Annotated in this window: 17 protein-coding genes and 1 tRNA gene; 8 read left to right on the top strand and 10 right to left on the bottom strand. The window is 52.9% G+C overall.

Going from position 1 to position 17,889, the window contains the following annotated elements:
- Positions 1 to 22: 22 nt before the first annotated feature.
- From argJ to HCZ99_RS01885, 4 genes are all read right to left on the bottom strand, one after another.
- A complete protein-coding gene (gene argJ / locus HCZ99_RS01900) occupies positions 23 to 1,252 on the bottom strand; it encodes a bifunctional glutamate N-acetyltransferase/amino-acid acetyltransferase ArgJ (protein ID WP_167445207.1) in 1,230 nt (409 codons plus the stop codon).
- Between the two features lie 181 nt (positions 1,253 to 1,433).
- Positions 1,434 to 2,285: a peptidylprolyl isomerase gene (locus HCZ99_RS01895; RefSeq protein WP_167445206.1), complete on the bottom strand. Its 852-nt coding sequence runs from the start codon at positions 2,283 to 2,285 to the stop codon at positions 1,434 to 1,436.
- Positions 2,286 to 2,636: 351 nt separating this feature from the next.
- A complete protein-coding gene (locus HCZ99_RS01890; protein WP_167445205.1) occupies positions 2,637 to 3,665 on the bottom strand; it encodes a hypothetical protein in 1,029 nt (342 codons plus the stop codon).
- 125 nt (positions 3,666 to 3,790) lie between these two features.
- Positions 3,791 to 4,909 carry a hypothetical protein gene (locus tag HCZ99_RS01885; RefSeq protein ID WP_167445204.1) on the bottom strand — a complete coding sequence of 373 codons (1,119 nt, stop codon included), beginning with the start codon at positions 4,907 to 4,909 and terminating at the stop codon, positions 3,791 to 3,793.
- Positions 4,910 to 5,272: 363 nt separating this feature from the next.
- On the opposite strand from HCZ99_RS01885, the gene secA reads away from it, so the two are divergent.
- Positions 5,273 to 7,975 (top strand): preprotein translocase subunit SecA, encoded by a 2,703-nt coding sequence (secA, locus tag HCZ99_RS01880; RefSeq protein ID WP_167445203.1) that lies wholly within the window; start codon positions 5,273 to 5,275, stop codon positions 7,973 to 7,975.
- A 108-nt stretch (positions 7,976 to 8,083) separates the two neighbouring features.
- On the opposite strand, the gene HCZ99_RS01875 is transcribed toward secA, so the two are convergent.
- Entirely contained in the window at positions 8,084 to 8,944 is an 861-nt protein-coding gene (locus HCZ99_RS01875; RefSeq protein ID WP_167445202.1) for an alpha/beta hydrolase, read from the bottom strand.
- A 211-nt stretch (positions 8,945 to 9,155) separates the two neighbouring features.
- Between HCZ99_RS01875 and mutT the strand changes: the two genes are divergently transcribed.
- From mutT to HCZ99_RS01860, 3 genes are all read left to right on the top strand, one after another.
- Positions 9,156 to 9,587: an 8-oxo-dGTP diphosphatase MutT gene (mutT, locus tag HCZ99_RS01870; RefSeq protein WP_167445937.1), complete on the top strand. Its 432-nt coding sequence runs from the start codon at positions 9,156 to 9,158 to the stop codon at positions 9,585 to 9,587.
- Positions 9,588 to 9,652: 65 nt separating this feature from the next.
- A complete protein-coding gene (locus HCZ99_RS01865) occupies positions 9,653 to 10,417 on the top strand; it encodes a competence/damage-inducible protein A (protein WP_167445201.1) in 765 nt (254 codons plus the stop codon).
- A 74-nt stretch (positions 10,418 to 10,491) separates the two neighbouring features.
- Positions 10,492 to 10,839 carry a hypothetical protein gene (locus HCZ99_RS01860; protein WP_167445200.1) on the top strand — a complete coding sequence of 116 codons (348 nt, stop codon included), beginning with the start codon at positions 10,492 to 10,494 and terminating at the stop codon, positions 10,837 to 10,839.
- A gap of 68 nt (positions 10,840 to 10,907) precedes the next feature.
- Here HCZ99_RS01860 and HCZ99_RS01855 read toward each other — a convergent pair whose 3' ends face one another.
- The 3 genes from HCZ99_RS01855 to HCZ99_RS01845 form a co-directional block, all read right to left on the bottom strand.
- Positions 10,908 to 11,168, bottom strand: a complete 261-nt coding sequence (locus HCZ99_RS01855) for a hypothetical protein (protein ID WP_167445199.1) — start codon at positions 11,166 to 11,168, stop codon at positions 10,908 to 10,910.
- Positions 11,169 to 11,243: 75 nt separating this feature from the next.
- Positions 11,244 to 11,930, bottom strand: coding sequence for a 5,6-dimethylbenzimidazole synthase (gene bluB, locus HCZ99_RS01850; protein ID WP_167445198.1), 687 nt, complete (start codon positions 11,928 to 11,930; stop codon positions 11,244 to 11,246).
- 115 nt (positions 11,931 to 12,045) lie between these two features.
- The gene (locus HCZ99_RS01845) at positions 12,046 to 13,434 is read right to left on the bottom strand and encodes an autotransporter domain-containing protein (RefSeq protein ID WP_254869393.1); all 1,389 of its coding nucleotides are present in this window, start codon (positions 13,432 to 13,434) and stop codon (positions 12,046 to 12,048) included.
- A gap of 237 nt (positions 13,435 to 13,671) precedes the next feature.
- Here HCZ99_RS01845 and HCZ99_RS01840 point away from each other — a divergent pair.
- The 3 genes from HCZ99_RS01840 to HCZ99_RS01830 all read left to right on the top strand — a co-directional run bounded on the left by HCZ99_RS01840 (position 13,672) and on the right by HCZ99_RS01830 (position 14,682).
- Positions 13,672 to 13,759, top strand: a tRNA-Leu gene (locus HCZ99_RS01840).
- A gap of 227 nt (positions 13,760 to 13,986) precedes the next feature.
- A complete protein-coding gene (locus tag HCZ99_RS01835) occupies positions 13,987 to 14,373 on the top strand; it encodes a hypothetical protein (protein ID WP_254869392.1) in 387 nt (128 codons plus the stop codon).
- Positions 14,374 to 14,406: 33 nt separating this feature from the next.
- Positions 14,407 to 14,682 carry a DUF3572 domain-containing protein gene (locus HCZ99_RS01830; RefSeq protein ID WP_167445196.1) on the top strand — a complete coding sequence of 92 codons (276 nt, stop codon included), beginning with the start codon at positions 14,407 to 14,409 and terminating at the stop codon, positions 14,680 to 14,682.
- 34 nt (positions 14,683 to 14,716) lie between these two features.
- Here HCZ99_RS01830 and HCZ99_RS01825 read toward each other — a convergent pair whose 3' ends face one another.
- Both HCZ99_RS01825 and HCZ99_RS01820 read right to left on the bottom strand, forming a co-directional pair.
- Positions 14,717 to 15,253, bottom strand: coding sequence for a GNAT family N-acetyltransferase (locus tag HCZ99_RS01825; protein ID WP_167445195.1), 537 nt, complete (start codon positions 15,251 to 15,253; stop codon positions 14,717 to 14,719).
- Positions 15,254 to 15,333: 80 nt separating this feature from the next.
- The gene (locus tag HCZ99_RS01820) at positions 15,334 to 16,164 is read right to left on the bottom strand and encodes an undecaprenyl-diphosphate phosphatase (RefSeq protein ID WP_167445194.1); all 831 of its coding nucleotides are present in this window, start codon (positions 16,162 to 16,164) and stop codon (positions 15,334 to 15,336) included.
- A gap of 264 nt (positions 16,165 to 16,428) precedes the next feature.
- On the opposite strand from HCZ99_RS01820, the gene HCZ99_RS01815 reads away from it, so the two are divergent.
- On the top strand, positions 16,429 to 17,859 hold the full coding sequence (locus HCZ99_RS01815; protein WP_167445193.1) for an NAD(P)-dependent oxidoreductase: 1,431 nt from the start codon (positions 16,429 to 16,431) through the stop codon (positions 17,857 to 17,859).
- The last annotated feature ends 30 nt before the right edge of the window (positions 17,860 to 17,889 follow it).

The raw sequence follows: 17,889 nt of genomic DNA, 5'->3' as shown, positions 1-17,889 counted from the left end.
CATGCGATCGGGATCAAATTGATTAGCTGCGGTAATCCGCATTGATCGAGATATAGCCATGCGTCAGGTCGCACGTCCAAACCGTGGCCGCACCATCGCCAAACCCAAGGTCGGCATGTATATCGATATACTGACCTTTGATGTGGGCATCGACCGGGGCTTCGTCATAATCTTCAACCCGTTCGCCGTTCTTGGCCAAGGTAATGCCGCCAATGGCAATGGTCAGTTTGTTTGGATCTGCGGTAACACCGCATTTACCAACCGCCATGACAATACGGCCCCAGTTGGCGTCCTCACCGGCAATTGCGGTTTTAACCAGCGGGGAATTGGCAATCGCCTTGGCGGCGATCTTGGCTTCTTTTTCGTTCACCGCACCGCTGACATTCACCGTGATGAATTTAGATGCGCCTTCGCCGTCGCGGACAATCTGATGGGCAAGATCGCGCAGAACGTCTTCAAAGGCGGTTTTAAATTCTGCCAATGCCGGGTCATCGATGCCTGATACGGCATCGTTGCCCGCCTTGCCGGTGGCCGCGACCAGAACCGTGTCAGACGTCGACGTGTCGCTATCGACCGTAATGGCGTTGAAGCTTCGGTTGTTGCTGTCGGCCAAAATCGCCTGCAGGACCGCATGCGGGATGGCGGCATCGGTAAAGATAAAACCAAGCATGGTCGCCATGTTCGGTTCGATCATGCCCGATCCCTTGGCAATGCCCGAAATCGAAACGGTTTTGCCGTTGATTGTCGCCGTCGCCGATGCCCCCTTGGCAAAGGTATCGGTGGTCATGATTGCCTTGGCCGCGTCAAGCCATCCGCTCTCATTGGCAAGCAAATCACCCATGGCATCGGTAATGCGGTTGGCGGTGGTCGGTTCACCGATGACGCCGGTTGAGGCCGTAAAAATTTCGGTTTTGTCGCACGACAGTGCGTTGGCAGCGGCTTGGACTTTGTCTGCGACGAATTTCTCGCCCGATTTTCCGGTAAAGGCGACCGAGTTGCCTGCATTGACGAAAAAGGCGCACGCCGACCCACCCTTAAGGGCTTCGCGGCCCCAACGAACCGCTGCCGATGCAGTGGTCGATGTGGTGAAAACACCCGCAACCTGTGTGCCCGGTGCCAGTTCAGCCAAAAATACGTCCGGGCGGCCTTTGTAGCGGATACCAAGTGTTGCGGTATGCAGTTTAACGCCGTTAATGGCGGCAAGCTCTGGAAAGGCCGCAGGGGCAAGCGGAGAAACGGAAGTCGCACCCATCTATATATTTTCCTTTAAATGGCGGTGGTCGGTAACGTTGGATCATCCTGCCGCAATGGTTGCGAAAAGCAAGTCACAGTATTGGTGGTGATCTATAAAACAAACGGGGCGAAGCCATATGCCTCGCCCCGTTTGGGAACCTGTTCACATCAGAAACCGGGCGTAAGATGCCCGTATCTGCTTATTCTTTGGTTTCTTCTGCCGGTGCTTCTTCAGGCATCGGTGCGTTGTTGACGATATCGGCGTCATCACGCAGGTCCTCAACCAGGTCGTCAATCGCTTTGCGGGTCAGTTCAGCAACCAATTGCGGGCGAACTTCTTCAAGCGTTGGCTGAGTGCCTTCTTTTTTCTCTTCGACTTTGATCACGTGCCAGCCGAACTGGGTCTGAACCGGTTCTTTGCTGTATGTGCCCGGCTCCATGGCAAAGGCGGCGTCGGCAAACGGGGCAACCATGTCGCCTGCGCTAAAGAAGCCAAGATCGCCACCCTTCGGACCAGATGGGCCGGTTGATTTTTCTTTGGCGAGTTCCGCAAAGTCAGCACCGTCATCAAGCTCGGCGATGACGGCTTTCGCGTCGTCTTCGTTTTCAAGCAGGATGTGACGGGCGTGAACCTGTGGCTGCGGCTCGTTGGTTTTCAGGAATTCTTCGTACTGTTCCTTGATCGCGTCCTCGGTGGATGCTTTTGCGATCTGACGGTCAAGATACGTCTCGGCAATCACGCGACGCTCAAGTGCTTCAACGCGGGCTTTGACTTCTTCGTCATCGGCAAGACCAGCATCGCGACCGGCCATCATCAGCAAACGCTGGTTGATTTCACGATCAACGAGTGTCGGTTTAAGCATTTCAAACGGAAGCTGGCGATACTGTTGCGGCAGACCCGCCTGGGTCGCGCGAACTTCAGATTCCAGGATGTCCTCACCATTGACAGTCGCAAGGACCGGATCTTCGGTCGGTGCAGCGTCCTGTGCCATGGCAGGGGAAGCAAAAATAACGGATGCCAGTGACGCGGCAAAAAGGGTTCTGCGCAGCATAGTTTCTCCAGACTTTGATTTCAAACGGGGTCACCCCCATCGCCTCTCCCCACGGGTAAATCATATAAGGCCCTAATGCACAAGGCTTCCCCGTGGCGAGTACGGTTTTTTGCAAAGCATTCTGTCGAAAATATGAAACGCTTATCTTTGCATTTCATTATGTGTGGCCAAAAGACTGCCAAAAAATGGCCGGCGGACTGTAAGTATCAACGTTGGTTCATTTTTCTTCGTCAAATACGACGCCGCATTTTTATTGAAGGCCGCCATAATTTGCGGCCTTCGTGACGCTCAGATGGTGATTTGGCAACGCGGGGGCTGCTCGACCGATGGCAATGTGAACGATCCGCGGAATTACGTCGAGATATTCACATTGGAACCGGGGTAGTTTGAAAACTCTGGTAATTTGGTGACGGCAACGGCACCTGCAAGCTGGGCTTTGCTAAACTGCGCTAAGTGCGGATTCATCTTGTTGCGGATAAATTCTTCAAGGTTTCCATATGCTTTGTCGGCATCGGCCGATGTTGGGCCAAGCAGTTCAGACAACAATGAACTGATCTGTTTGTTGTCGGTTTGGAAACTTAAGCGATTGGCCTGACGTGTGTCGGTTTCAACGTCGAACGCAATGTATTCCGCTGGATCCGGTTGTTCGTCGTAGAGCGCGGGCGGTTTGTTCGCCGCGTCAAGTGGTGGCGTTGCGGTATCCCCCTTGTGCGCACGCGCCGCTGCGCCCGCGACGATTTGGATTGCATCGGCGTATTTGCCGCTTGTCGCAATTGCCGTCGTTTTGGGTTCATGCCCCATTTGGAGGTCTTGATGCGAAAAGCTTGCTTCACCCGAATTTTTATCAAAATGGATGCCAAGCATTCCGATATTTGTGACGGCGGTTTCGGCGATGACTTTCCCCCCTACAGCGCCCTGCATCGCAGTCCCGGCCTCGACGGACCATGACCCCGATGTTTTCGTATATTCAAGCATGTAGCTGTTAAGGTCGAAGTCAAATTGATCTTGGGTTTGGGCTGATGCTCGAATTTGGTCGATCAATTTCCCAGCAGCTTGTTCTGGGTCTGCAATGCCATTGGCGGCAAGAATGTCTTCAATATTGCTGCGGTTTTCTTCCAGAAATGTATCGAGCTTTCCAAGAAGTTCTTCCGGCGATGAAAATGTGTCGACATTCGAAGACTGCTTCCACAAAGCCCCTGCATCCGGGGTTTCAAGTGGGCCGATATTGACATCAACACGGTCCTGGTCTGACAGGTGTCGCGGGGCATTATTGTTATCAGGCTGTGTTTCTGATGCCTGTGTTGCCGCTGTATTCTTTGCCGAATCCGCGGTCGCACGTTGAACTGTTGGCTGTGTTTGTACAGATGAAACGCTGTTCATTTTTTTGTTCCTTCAAAACATGACACTGCAAGTCATGGTTGTAGGTCTAGATAAGGTGGGGGTGTTCTGGATGTTGGGGGCGCAGCGGCACGCAGTAAGCTCAGTTTATGCGTGCCGCTACAAAATTAAGCGAATTGATCTTTGGAAGGTTGGCTTGGCGCGATATGAAGCAAGTCGCCATTCGGGGATGAAAGAGTCGGGCCATTCTCATCCTGACCGAAACGGCCCAACGGCATCAGCATATCAATCGTCAGATTAAGCTTCGGTTTGCCCGTACCGTCATCTGATGCGGACTGATCAATGCCGCGTACAATCAGGGTCGCCTGTTCCATGAACTTTTCGGTGATCTGGGCATTGAGTGCGGCCATACGTTCGGCGGCAAGCGATGCACTCGACGCATTTTGCTCGGCAGCACCGTCGTTCTGTTCGCCGTCTTGACCTGCACCATCCGTGCCGACGGTTGCGTTCATCATTTCGCGGATGAAATCGGCAACACCGTTGTCGGACATATCAAACAACAGACCGCCATTATCGGCATTTGCCGGATTGCCCATCATGTCGACCAATGAACCAGTGCCAAGGCCATCTAACAATTTACCCAGCGCACTCTGTGCCCCGGCGGCGGTTTTGCCAACAGCAATGCCTTCCGCACGCAGGAAGTGAAGTTGGTTGGCCTGATAGTTGAACGAAAACTCGCCGGAGTTCCTGTCGATGCTGATATCAAGCGATTGCACCGCCATCATCGTCGACTCGCTCACACCAACAGCAGACCCGTCTGCGCCGGAATATGAAATGGCCGTGCGGCTAAAGCTTTTGATGGCTTGATCAAAGGAAAACTCAAACTGGTCATCGCCGGCTGCGGCCTCGCGAATACCTTTAAACATGGCATCGGTTGCGGAAGTGGCGTCTGCGGCGCTCATGCCCGAAAACTGAAACATTTCTTCGACACTACTGCGCACCATTTCAAGGGACGCGGCAAGGGCCCGATCAATGGTATCCCCCGGCGTCAACCGAACTTCTGATAAGTCGCGATCCGATGCGGGGGCAAGTTGCTTTGCATCGTTTTGTGCCGCAACGGCGTCATCGGAAAGGGCTACAGAATCGAGCAACCGACCACGATTGGCGTTCGACTGCGCTGATGCGTCCTGTCGAGGGTCTGTTGCTGATTTGTCAAACTGCTGACGCGCATCTTGAAGGGCGGATTGCCCCTGTCGAAATGGATTAAGCGCGGATAAATCGACCATTTCCTCCTCCTGAGGATTTCCTGACGGGTAAGTTCTTGCCGAACCACAGCGTCGAAAATGAGCTACTTGCTCAGATAAATAAAACTTAAGCTAAATCATACGTTGTTTTTTTTTGATTCTCAAGCCTCAAGGTAGTAGTGCGTTCTTTTCTGTCAGCACAGCGTTGGCCTTGCATGCAAATCCAACGGGTTATTGACAAAAGAAGACAGAAAATTTCTCTTCTTTAACGCTAAAAAAGCTCAGAACATTAGTGATATTGGTTCGGTCCGTTGACAGATGGCAGGCAGGGTTCTATCTGTCATCTGGCCTCGACCTTTGGTCGCTGCGCTATATTTGTTTATTCATTTGTTCAGGAACGTATTAATGCTCGGCTCCATCGCCCGGAAAATTTTCGGTTCTGCTAACGATCGTGAAGTCAAAGCCCTGCATGCCACGGTCGAGCAAATCAATGCCCTGGAACCCGAAGTCGAGAAACTCTCAGACGATGAACTGCGCGCCCGTACCGACTGGCTGCGCGAACGTCTGAAGAATGGCGAGACTCTCAAGGACATTTTGCCCGATAGCTTTGCGACCGTTCGCGAGGCTGCCAAACGTGTGCGTGGTGAACGTCATTACGATGTTCAGCTGCTTGGCGGTATGGTTTTGACATCCGGCAAAATTGCCGAGATGAAAACCGGTGAAGGTAAAACGCTGGTATCGACGTTACCGGTTTACCTGAATGCCCTTGAAGGCAAGGGCGTTCACGTGGTCACGGTGAACGACTATCTGGCGCGCCGCGATGCGGAATGGATGGGGCAGGTTTATGGCTTCCTTGGGCTGAGCGTTGGCGTAATCATGCACGGCATGACCGACGATATGCGTCGTTCGGCTTATGCTTGCGATATCACCTATGCCACCAATAACGAGCTCGGCTTTGATTATCTGCGCGATAATATGAAGTTCCGCCTCGAAGACATGGTGCAGCGTCCGTTCAACTTTGCGATTGTCGATGAAGTCGATAGCATCCTGATTGACGAAGCCCGTACCCCGCTGATCATTTCCGGCCCAGCCGAAGACAGCTCGGAACTTTATCGCGCAATTGATGTGCTGATCCCGAAACTGGGTGAAGACGATTTTGAAAAAGACGAAAAAGCCCGCGCTGTAACCCTGACCGAAGACGGCACGGAAAATGCCGAACGTCTTCTGGGCGAAATGGGTATCCTGACCGAAGGCACGCTGTATGACGTTGCCAACGTTCACCTTGTCCATCACGTCAATCAGGCCCTGCGTGCGCACAAGCTGTTCCAGAAAGACACCGATTACATCGTTAAGGATGACAAGGTCGTCATCATTGACGAATTTACCGGTCGTATGATGGAAGGCCGCCGCTATTCCGATGGTCTGCATCAGGCGCTTGAAGCCAAAGAAAAGGTCAAGATTCAGAACGAGAATCAGACCTTGGCATCCATCACCTTCCAGAACTATTTCCGTCTGTATCCGACTCTGTCGGGCATGACCGGTACGGCGATGACCGAGGCCGAAGAGTTCGAGGAAATCTACAACCTCAAAGTTGTTGAAATCCCGACCCATCGTCCGATCGCCCGTAAAGACGCCGATGATGAAATCTATCGGACCGCCAATGAAAAGTGGATCGCGATTTCAGAACTGCTGGCCGATTGCCATCAACGTGGTCAACCGGCACTGGTCGGGACGGTTTCGATTGAAAAGTCTGAAATCCTTGGTGCGCTTCTTAAGCAAAAGAAAATCCCGCACGAAGTTCTCAATGCCAAGCAGCACGAACGCGAAGCATTGATCGTGGCCCAGGCCGGTGCGCCGGGTGCGATTACGATTGCAACCAACATGGCCGGTCGTGGTACCGACATCAAGCTTGGCGGTAACGTCGAGATGCGTGTCGAGCATGAATTGGTCAATGTTACCGACGAAGCTGAACGTGCGGCGGCGATTGAAAAAATCAAACAGGAAGTCAAAGCCGACCAGGAAAAAGTTCTGGCAGCGGGCGGCTTGTTTGTGATCGGGACCGAGCGCCACGAATCGCGTCGTGTCGATAACCAGCTGCGTGGTCGTTCTGGCCGTCAGGGCGATCCGGGTGGCTCGAAATTCTTCCTGTCGCTTGAAGATGATCTGATGCGCATCTTTGGGTCCGATCGTATGGACAGCATGCTTCGCAAACTTGGTTTGCAAGAAGGCGAGGCGATCTACCATCCTTGGATCAACAAGGCGCTTGAAAAGGCACAGCAGAAAGTCGAAGCCCGTAACTTTGATACCCGTAAAAACGTTCTGAAATTCGATGACGTCATGAATGACCAGCGTAAGGTCGTTTACGAACAGCGTCGTGATTTGATGCAGGCAGAGCATGTCGCCGAAGACGTTGCCGATATGCGCGCCGAAGTCATCGAAGAAATGGTCGAAAAATTCTGCCCGGTAAAAATCTATCCGGAACAGTGGGAAGTCGCCAGCCTGCACGAAGAAGTCACCCGACTTCTTGGTCTGGACCTGCCGATTTCCGATTGGGTCAAGGAAGAGGGCATCGACCCAGAAGTTATGCGCGAACGTATCAGCAAGGCCGCCGACGATAAAATGGCGGCCAAGGTTGCCAATTATGGTGCTGATATCATGCGTCAGGTGGAAAAAAGCCTGGTTCTTCAGCTTCTTGATCAGACGTGGAAAGACCACCTTCTTGCACTTGATCATCTGCGTCAGGGCATTGGTCTGCGCGCCTATGGTCAGCGCGATCCGCTGAATGAGTTCAAGCGCGAAGCATTCAACATGTTTGAAGGTATGCTGATTACCCTGCGTGAACGTGTGACCCAGATGCTGTCGCATGTTGAACTGCAAAGCACCCCACGCGAAGAAGATCTTGAACCGCGTAATCCGCCAAAAGAAATGCACGAAAACCATTCCGATCACGTCGATGGTGGCGGGAATGATGGTGGTGTTCAGTCGCGTCAAGCATCCGCAAAGGTCGATCCGGCCAATCCCGCAACATGGGGCCGGGTTGCACGCAACCAGCTTTGCCCATGCGGCTCGGGTAAGAAATACAAGCATTGCCACGGTCAGCTTGCCTGATTAGTCGGCACGCACGGCAAAAAAGAAAAACGCGCTTTCGCAAGGAAGCGCGTTTTTTGTTGTGTGATTTGGCTCAGTTAGATTTTGGTGAATGTGGGTGCCAAATGCTTATGGCTGCTGAACCGGATAATGTGCGGCCAAGAACGATTTAACCGGATTAAGCACCGCGTCATTGGATGTCACATACGTTCCAAGCGCTATGAGCGTTCCGGCATGATCGGCATCGGGGATTTCAACCAACTGGGCGTCAGGTGCTAATTCGGCAAGCCTGCGTGAATTGCGCGGATAAACTGTCTCGTCCGCTGTTCCGGTAATCAACAGCATGGGCGGCATGTGCGACAGGTCCATTTCAACGGGCTGGCTGATTGCTGCGATTGTATCGCCAAAGGCCTTTTGGGTTGCGCTGACATCATAAGGGTAAAAATCATACGGGCCGGAAAGACCAATGATGCCGGCAATGTCATTCACATTCATGGAATAGGCACCAAGAAAGACCGGGTCGGCCACCATCTGAACCGCGTTATAGGCACCTGCCGAATGCCCCGCAAGCATCAAGGGGCCCTGTGTGATTTGGTCAGGGTGCTCGATCTGATAGCCCTTCATAAAGCCAACGGCGCGGGCGCAATCTTCAACAAATTTTGGAAAATGTACTTCTGGCACCAGTCGGTAATCGGGGATCGCAACCGCATACCCCATATCGGTAAAGCGTTTTGCCACAAAGGCATATTTGTCCTTATCGCCCGCATCCCATGACCCGCCATAAAACCAGACAATCAAGGGGGCCGGGGTGCTTTTATCTGCTGGCAGATACAGATCAAGCTTTTGCCGCGGGGCATCGCCATACGCAATGTTGGCATAGGTGGGGTGATAGGTGCCTGATTGCAGCTTGTTAAACGCCGTCAGTTTGTCGCACCCGACGAGGAATAGCGCGGCAATCAGGGCGTTGGCCGTCAATGTAAGAATACGCATTTTCACCAAAAATCTAAATTAATAAAAGCTTGTGTCTTTCTATACGTAAATCCTTCACGCGGGGATTTGTTCCCATGTGTGCGAATGCCAAAAGTCTTGGACAGGCAAAGTTTGGCGGCTGGATCGGAAATAAGACAATGCGCCTCTTGGCGAATGTCGTCTTGCGCGATAAAACAGGGTTATGAGCATTCAACAACCAGATAAGGGCTGCATGTCGGTTGACCTGCGCCAGGGGAAAACCCCCGAAAAGACAGTGTTTGTCAGTGCAGTAGCATTGGTGGACGTCGATCATCGCGTTCTGATCGCCCAGCGCCCAGAAGGCAAATCCATGGCCGGCCTTTGGGAGTTCCCCGGGGGTAAGGTCGAAGCCGGGGAAACGCCAGAAATGGCGCTTGTGCGTGAGCTGAAAGAAGAGCTTGGCATCGACATCACGGAAAGCTGCCTGGCGCCGTTTACATTCGCGTCTTTCACCTATGATGATTTCCATCTGATGATGCCGCTTTATCTGTGTCGGGTGTGGAAAGGTGACATCACCCCGATGGAAGGCCAACAGGTCAAATGGGTGCGTCCGGTGCGTTTGGGCGATTATCCCATGCCGCCTGCGGACGTGCCGCTTGTTGCGATGTTGCGCGATTTTCTCTGAGCCATGCGCGCATCACATGCGTATGACTTGATACCAACCAAGATGAATAAAGTTGTGGGGATGTAATGTCTGATCCGGTACGCGCATGTTTGATTATTATCGGCAATGAAATCCTGTCGGGCCGAACCCATGACAAAAACCTGCCCTACTTGGCAGAGGAACTAAATACCCTTGGTGTGCGTCTGGCCGAAACACGGGTTATTCCCGATATTGAACAGACCATTATCGACACGGTCAATGAATGCCGGGCGGCATTTGATTATGTCTTTACCACCGGCGGGATTGGCCCAACCCATGACGACATCACATCGGAATGCGTTGCCAAGGCCTTTGGTGTGGCGATTGAACTTAACGCCGATGCCCATGCACTGTTGAAAAGCCATTACGAAAACCCCGAAGACCTGAATGAAGCGCGCCTGCGCATGGCGCACATCCCGGTCGGTGCGGAACTGATTGATAATCCGATTTCCAAGGCACCGGGTTTTCGCATGGAAAACGTTTATGTCATGGCCGGTGTGCCCATGATCATGCAGGCCATGTTCCAAGGCATTAAACATCAGTTGGTCGGGGGTAAGCCGATGGTATCGCGTTCCGTCGGCGGTTATATCCCCGAAGGCGCAATTGCCAAGGTTCTTGCTGAAATTCAGGGCGATTTTCCCAAAACCGATATCGGATCCTATCCATTTTTACGCGAAGGAAAGCTTGGCACAACCTTGGTCGTGCGTGGTGAAAACCCCGACGAGGTTAATCAGGCGTCCGAGCGTATTCGCATCGCGATCACCGATCAGGGACGCGACGTGATGGAAGATACCGGCGAAGTTTCGGGCTAATTGCTAATCATCAAGGCGCGTCTTGATCAAAAACGTTATGCTTGGTTTGATTTCCTGTAAGGGGTGCCACGCCAATGACGCCGTCAGACAACCAAAACGACCCAGAAGATGACCCGCGCAACAGTCAGGCGGCGCGCGAAGGCCGCCTGATGATCAAATTCCTGATCGAACATACCGCGTATGGCTGTGTGGGGGCGCTGGTGTTTGGCTGCTTGGTGCTGTTTTTTGATATTGGCGGTATCTACAGTCTGGCGATGGCATCACGTGATGCGCCGGTCTATATCTTTTTGCTGTTCTTTGGCCTGTTCATCACCTTTGGCGGCATCAGTCTGGGCATGGGCATTATGGGGCTGGGCAGCTTTTCCGATGATGACCGGTACCGGGATGAACGCACCCGTCACCGCAACGATGATGAATACTGATCAAATCGTCCAAAATCACAAAAGGCGCCCCTTATGGACGCCTTTATTTTCGTCGGTAGGGTGGACAATCAGGGGCGATCCGCGCCGGTTTTCTTTTGAATAACCCGCGCGATAATCATGCCCAGTATCCAACCGGCCAGCGGCACGACAAAGATGTAATCAAACATCGGATGTTTTGTATCACCGCCGGTAATGGCCAGGATAAAGCCAACCCAACCCGCTGTCAGCAAATAGCCCATGATCTTAAAATAGATCGCATTGGACAGCGTTTTCTTTTCCGGGGCGTCCGGATTTACCGGGTTTTGCGGTTGGCCTTTGTCGGCAGACATCCTGATATCCTTGTCTTTTGTTATCTTATTTCATCAATACGCAGTAAGCCGGGCATTGCGCGGGCTTTGCCCATTTTATCGTTCAAGGGTTAAGGCACTTGGATCAATGCGATCCTGCCATCCTTCGCGGACCAGTTCGGGCACAACGTGATCTTCTTGGGCATAGCCAATGCAAAGATAAGCAATCAGTCGCCAGTGTTCGGGCACATCAAGGGTTTCTTGCACGGTTTTGGGTTCCAAAATCGAAACCCAGCCAACGCCAATGCCCTTAACGCGCGCGGCCAGCCACAAAAGCTGTACGGCGGCAACGGCCGAATAATCAAGCATCTCTGGCATGGTTTTACGGCCAAGCCCCATGCCGGCTTCGGTTTGTTCATCGGCAAAGACCGCAAGCTGTACCGGGGCCTGATCCATGCCCTGTAGCTTAAGCGATGCATAAAGCTTGGCACGTTCACCATGATAATCGTTCAGCGCCTCTTGATTGGCGCGCTCGAAACTGTCGCGGATGGCTTTGCGCCGTGTGGTATCGTTGACCTTTACAAACCGCCACGGCTGACAATTGCCAACTGATGGTGCAAGGCAGGCTTCCTTGATCAGGCCGTCAATGTCTTCTTTGGGGATCGGGTCGGTACGGAACCGACGCACGTCGCGCCGCCACAGCAAAAGATCGATAAACTGCTTTTGAAATTCGGGATCAAAGACCGGTGGCGTTGGGGCGTCTTTGCCCGCATCGTCCGGGGTTTTAAGATCGGGCCTGGTCATGCGCAAACCTGTTGGAATTGACGGTTACCTTCGTTCTGACCAGCACCCTACGCGTCGCGATCATCAACGCCAAGTGCAAGATGCATTTTCACCCTGTTTTGTCAGAAACCCGGACCTAGAAATTGAAATCCACGGTCATTAAGCCAGAATAATCGCTGTGGTGGATGTCATAGGTAAACTTACGCCGCACCTCAAGGCTGAGTTGCCCCGGAATGCCGCCCCAGTCATGGGTGATCCCGCCCCCGGTTTCGAGATACAGATTGGTTTGCTCTGCACTCAAATACGGGCTGAGCGTGCCATACCCTTGCGGCAGGTCACTCGAAAGCGATACTTCCGACCGCACCCCTTCAAGCGGGTCGGAATCACTTCCCAATTCGCGGAACCCCTGAAGGCTTAAGCCGAAATTCAAAGGATCATAGGCATATTCACTGCCGACAAAATACCGTGTCGATCCGCTGCGTCCGTAATCTTGGTTCATCAGGGCAATGGTTTCTTGCTGCCCGGCAAATGGGATGATGCTGTGTTCGCCAAGTGCGATGCGATATCGCGCCTGTGCTTGCGCATCAAACAGACGGGTGGTGGCGATGCTTGCGGCGATATTGCTGCCATCATTTGCCTTGGCCGCATCGATATATTCGCGCGCGGTGATCATATCGCCATCTAACTGGATGGTCAGCGGGATGGCGCCGAACTCGTAATGCGCACCAAGGCCGATGGAATTTGAAACCGTGCTGCTTTCAAGTGTTTCGGCATAACGAAGGGAATCTGGCCCCGTGCCAATCGCCGATTGGTCAATCGTGCTTTGCCCGAAACTAAAACTGCCGCGCAGGTTCAGCCAATCGGTCATGCGTGCAACGAAATAGGGCGATACCGCGAAATTGTTCTCGCTATAGCGCAACTGTCGAGCACCGGTTTCGCCGTCGGTATTTCCCCAGCTGATGCCAAGGCCCAAAACCAGCCCATCATCGACCAGATAATCAACACCGCTATCAATTGAAACGGTATCGCCGCTTAACCCGGGGTCATATCCCCGGCCAGAAATCTGGTTTTCAAGGTCGGTCTGGTTGCCAACAACCCAAATGCTTAGCGGCACATTGGCCGTACGTGACTGGGTGGGGAATGTGCCCGCCGCACTGTCAAAATCAAGCTTCCGCGCAAGTGACCGTAACGCCGCCCGGCCGCCAAATGCCTCAAGCGTTGCGTCGTCGCCGGTTCCAAGCTCAAGTGCTGTGCCCGGTTGGTCTTCTTCCGATATGCTGTCATCAAGCAAAAGCGGGCCAAGCGTGCTGTCATAAATATCCTTGTCCATCTTTTCATACAGACGGTTCATATGACGGCGCCGATTGTTGGCCCGGTTCATGGTTTCGCTGCGCAATATCGGGGTGTCAGGCCGCGCACTATCGTCCCCGGCAAAAGCCAGCGGTACAAAGTTCGGCAAAAGACCGCGGTGCAGATAAAGCGAAGTTGCCGCCACACACACCGAGGCAATCAGGACAATGGGCAAGGGCCTGTTCATAATGCAAGCGCGCTATAATGATCGATAGGGTCCTGTACTGACATGGGAATGTGCAGCCAATATGAAAAGATGTTGGCAATCACGCCTCATTGATATCTGGCTCGCGGATCAAAATGACCAAATTCAAACAAGGGTCGCAAAAGTCGCAATAAGGATGTTGCACCAACGCCAAAGCCGCGCTAGAAACCTGATCTGCCGGTTCCAAAACCGGACTTCGTGCGTCTTGCGGGCGTGGCGAAATTGGTAAACGCAGCGGACTTAAAATCCGTCGGTCCTAAAGACTTTGCCGGTTCAAGTCCGGCCGCCCGCACCACGATCCCCATAATTCACCCATTTCATCGATGTCTGATTTCTTCTTTGCCCAAAACACATTTGGGTCAAAAATCCTGTTCCGTGCGGTGCCATTTGAATGTGGCGTGGCGGTGGATGCGTCCTTGCATCCAAACCCCAAGTTTTTTGGCTTTACCGGATTTAAATCGGTTGGGCATAAGAACATAGAAAGCTGTGGGTAGGGGCAATGACGAAAGTGATCCGTTGAACATGACCGATAAAGAAGACGCAGGGCCACGTAAAAAGGAACGGTTGGGCAAATATGTTGCCCCCGAAGAACGCGCGGCCAATATCGTCAAGCAGCTCGATGATTTCCTGCGCAAAGGGCCAAGCAAGGGGCTTAAATATTCCCGTTGGCAGCAATTGGCGTGGTATGAAGTTGTCGATGAAATCAAACGTGCCGAGGCCGCCCAAAAAAATCAGGACACCCTGACAAAGTCAGCATTCCTTAGTTTGGCCATTGGGTTTGGTACCATCGGTTTCTGGGGGCTTGTTTTGGTGGCCGGGAACGGCTTGGGCGGCATTGCCGCAGGCGTAATTGTGGTCGCCGGTCTTGTGGTTTGGCGCGCAATGGCCAAGGCAAACTGGTTTAAATGATCCTGTGAAACAGCCTGTGAAACGGAAAGTACGATGAACAAAGAAGCAGCAGAAACACTTGCCATTCGTGCGGTTGCCCATATCGCGGGTGACGACGAACTTTTGCAAGGTCTGGTGGCGCAAACCGGCATGGGGCTTGATGATCTGCGCGCTGGTATTGCGTCAAGCGAAGTGCAGGTTGGTGTGCTTGAATTCTTGCTCTCACACGAACCGTTTTTGATGCGCTTTGTCGAAGATTGCGACTGCGCGCCCGAAGATCCCGCCCGGGCCCACATCGTGCTTTCGGGTGGGCCGATCTGGCAGGACTAATACCGGCCTTTTGTGCTGTCGTTGGGCGAGCTGTTTAGTCGATAATAATCGGGGCAGGCGTCACATCGGGGCGCGGATCTGATCGCAGCAGTCCATAAATCACCGAATCGCGAATGCCAATATGGGTTTCCCATTCACCGCGCAGGACGCCTTCACGGGTAAAGCCCAGCTTTTCAAATGTTTTAAGCGATGCCTGATTTTCCGAGTCAACATCGGCAAAGACACGGCGGGCGTCGGTTGTTTTGAACAATTCCCCAACCGCATATGACAAGGCCCGTGCGGCATAATTTTTCCCACGTGCTGCTGGGGAAATCATGCAAGCAATTTCCCAAATCTTTGGGTCCCGTCCGATATTATAAAGGGCGATGCGCCCCATCGCCGGGCCATCGGCCGTGTGCGCGACGGTCCAAGACCATTTCTCAAACCCCTCGGTCCAGGATTTCAAATTGGCAATGGTGGTTTCGACATCGGCAAAGGCCGGATCGGCGAGCCATGTGCAGCAATCTGGATCGCCAAATATGGCATGCAGGGCTTGGCCATCGGCAATCGGATCAAGTGGGCGCATATACATGTGGTGGGCACTTCGTCTTAGGATTTAGGTGTGGCGTAGCGTGGTCTGGTTTGTGGTGCTTTTGTCAGTTCCGGCTTGGGTTAAAAACCAAGGCTGAGCGGCGCCATATCATACGCATACACCCAGACAAGCAAGCCGCCGCCCAGAAGAATGCGATAAATGGCAAACGGGGTGAAGGTGGACCGTTTCAACCAGCTCATCAAAACCGTGATCGCAATAAGTGCTGTAATAAACGACATGCCAACAGCCAAGAACACATCTTGGGTCAGTTCCATATCGCCAGATTGCTGCAAATCGATACCTGCCAAAAGGCCTGCACCCAAAATCACCGGGATCGACATCAGCATGGAAAACTGTGCGGCGTCGGATCGCTCGTATCCCATGAAACGGGCGGCGGTCATGGTGATACCCGAACGGCTGGTTCCCGGTATCAGCGCCAGAACCTGTGCCAGGCCAATGAAAAGAGCACCGCCCCAACGCATATGTTCAAGACGGTTAATCGTCATGCCAACGCGATCCGCAACCCAAAGCAGGATGCCAAAGCCAAGTGTCGTCCACGCGATGATCACCACGGAACGCATTTGTTCTTCGATTCCAGAAACCTTGAGGTAAAAACCAACCGCCACAACCGGGATGGTAGCAAGGATGATGTGCAGCGCGAGTCGCGCACCGGGGTTAATCCGCCCGGACAGCAGGACAAAGAACCCACCGATCATCGCAAAAACATCGCGCCAGAAATAGATCAGTACGGCGGCAAGGGTGCCAACGTGAACCGAAACATCGACCAATAAACCCTGATCTGATGCGCCTGTTAGCGCAGGCGTCAGGATCAGGTGGCCTGATGAACTGATGGGCAGGAATTCCGTGATCCCCTGAACGACTGCCAGAAGAATAATATGCTGTAACGTCACTCCGGCCTCTATGGCTGTCTCGGCAAAAACTGATCGCTTATAGCAGTTTAGCGTGATCTGACGAAATGCATAAATAGTACCATTTCGGTACTAATGAAACTTTATTACAGTTGAATTCCCCCGACTTTACCGGCCTATTCCGATTTTGAGCAATTCTGATAAGTCAGCATTACTGACGTAATCTGCAATTAGTGCTGGATTCTTGTAATTTTGCGACGTATATAAAACGAAACCCGCAACATAAAACCCTTCCAGAGGGCTGCCATGACAGAGAAGATGCTGAAATTTGTTCACTTGGAACAAAAATATCCGCACAAAAGGGATGCGTCCGCGCGTCGTGAAGACTTTAACGAAATTTATGAGCCATTCGAAGATAGCTCGGCTGCCGATCAGGCGTCGCGTTGCTCGCAGTGCGGTGTTCCGTTCTGTCAGGCCCATTGCCCGCTTTATAACAATATCCCCGACTGGTTGAGCTTGACCACGGCAGGGCGCCTTGAAGAGGCTTATGCCATCTCGGCTGCCACCAATAATATGCCCGAAGTTACGGGGCGTATTTGCCCGCAGGATCGCCTGTGTGAAGGCAATTGCGTGATCGAACAGTCAACGCATGGCGCCGTGACCATCGGCTCCGTTGAAAAATACATCACCGATACCGCCTTTGCGAACGGTTGGGTCAAGCCACCAAAGCCTGCTGCTGAAAACGGTATGTCTGTCGGCATTATCGGGGGTGGTCCCGGTGGTATGGCCGCGGCCGAACAGCTGCGCCAAAAAGGATATGAAGTCCATGTCTATGACCGTTATGACCGCATGGGTGGTCTGTTGGTTTACGGTATTCCGGGCTTTAAACTTGAAAAAGACGTTGTGGAACGTCGCGTTAAACTCCTCGAAGAAGGTGGCGTTATCATGCACACCGAATTCGAAGTTGGCCGTGATGCGTCCCTTGAAGACCTTCGTCGCAAACATGACAGCGTTCTGATCGCAACCGGTGTTTACAAGGCGCGCGATCTGAAATTGCCCGGTGTTGGTCTGTCGAACATTTATCCGGCACTGGAATATCTGACGACCTCGAACCGTCATGGTCTTGGCGATGATGTCCCGGCGTATAATGACGGAACACTTAACGCCAACGGCAAGAATGTTGTCGTTGTCGGTGGGGGTGATACCGCGATGGACTGTGTCCGTACTGCGATCCGTCAGGGTGCGAAATCGGTCAAATGTCTGTATCGCCGTGACCGCGCCAATATGCCAGGTTCCCAGCGCGAAGTTGCCAATGCCGAAGAAGAAGGTGTTGAATTCGTTTGGCTGACCAACCCCGAAGCTTTCCTTGGCGATGACAAAGTCACGGGTGTTCGTGCGGTTAAAATGCGTCTTGGGGCCCCGGATGCCGGTGGCCGTCAAAGCCCGGAACTGATCGAAGGATCAAGCTACACGATGGATGCCGACATGGTCATCACAGCGCTTGGCTTTGAACCCGAAGATCTGCCGACCTTGTTTGATGCGCCGGAACTTGGTGTGTCGCGTTGGGGGACCGTCAAAATCGATTTCCGCTCGATGATGACCAATCTTGATGGTGTGTTTGCTGCTGGTGACATCGCGCGCGGTGCATCGCTTGTGGTTTGGGCAATCCGTGATGGCCGTGATGCGGCGGATCGGATCGATGAATATTTGCTGGCGCGCAAAGAAGCTGCTGCTTAAGCCCGCTGCCGCATGAGGAGAGAGACCGTT

Origin of the sequence: Thalassospira lucentensis (assembly GCF_011806425.1) — a bacterium.
Taxonomy (GTDB): Bacteria; Pseudomonadota; Alphaproteobacteria; order Rhodospirillales; family Thalassospiraceae; genus Thalassospira; species Thalassospira lucentensis_B.
Note: the sequence above shows the minus strand (reverse complement) of the source record. Positions and strands in the feature narration are given on the sequence as shown.

Coding starts and splice junctions, on each gene's coding strand:
- argJ (WP_167445207.1), bottom strand. CDS start 1,252: ATGGGTGCGACTTCCGTTTCTCCGCTTGCCCCTGCGGCCTTTCCAGAG.
- HCZ99_RS01895 (WP_167445206.1), bottom strand. CDS start 2,285: ATGCTGCGCAGAACCCTTTTTGCCGCGTCACTGGCATCCGTTATTTTT.
- HCZ99_RS01890 (WP_167445205.1), bottom strand. CDS start 3,665: ATGAACAGCGTTTCATCTGTACAAACACAGCCAACAGTTCAACGTGCG.
- HCZ99_RS01885 (WP_167445204.1), bottom strand. CDS start 4,909: ATGGTCGATTTATCCGCGCTTAATCCATTTCGACAGGGGCAATCCGCC.
- secA (WP_167445203.1), top strand. CDS start 5,273: ATGCTCGGCTCCATCGCCCGGAAAATTTTCGGTTCTGCTAACGATCGT.
- HCZ99_RS01875 (WP_167445202.1), bottom strand. CDS start 8,944: ATGCGTATTCTTACATTGACGGCCAACGCCCTGATTGCCGCGCTATTC.
- mutT (WP_167445937.1), top strand. CDS start 9,156: ATGTCGGTTGACCTGCGCCAGGGGAAAACCCCCGAAAAGACAGTGTTT.
- HCZ99_RS01865 (WP_167445201.1), top strand. CDS start 9,653: ATGTCTGATCCGGTACGCGCATGTTTGATTATTATCGGCAATGAAATC.
- HCZ99_RS01860 (WP_167445200.1), top strand. CDS start 10,492: ATGACGCCGTCAGACAACCAAAACGACCCAGAAGATGACCCGCGCAAC.
- HCZ99_RS01855 (WP_167445199.1), bottom strand. CDS start 11,168: ATGTCTGCCGACAAAGGCCAACCGCAAAACCCGGTAAATCCGGACGCC.
- bluB (WP_167445198.1), bottom strand. CDS start 11,930: ATGACCAGGCCCGATCTTAAAACCCCGGACGATGCGGGCAAAGACGCC.
- HCZ99_RS01835 (WP_254869392.1), top strand. CDS start 13,987: ATGACCGATAAAGAAGACGCAGGGCCACGTAAAAAGGAACGGTTGGGC.
- HCZ99_RS01830 (WP_167445196.1), top strand. CDS start 14,407: ATGAACAAAGAAGCAGCAGAAACACTTGCCATTCGTGCGGTTGCCCAT.
- HCZ99_RS01825 (WP_167445195.1), bottom strand. CDS start 15,253: ATGTATATGCGCCCACTTGATCCGATTGCCGATGGCCAAGCCCTGCAT.
- HCZ99_RS01815 (WP_167445193.1), top strand. CDS start 16,429: ATGACAGAGAAGATGCTGAAATTTGTTCACTTGGAACAAAAATATCCG.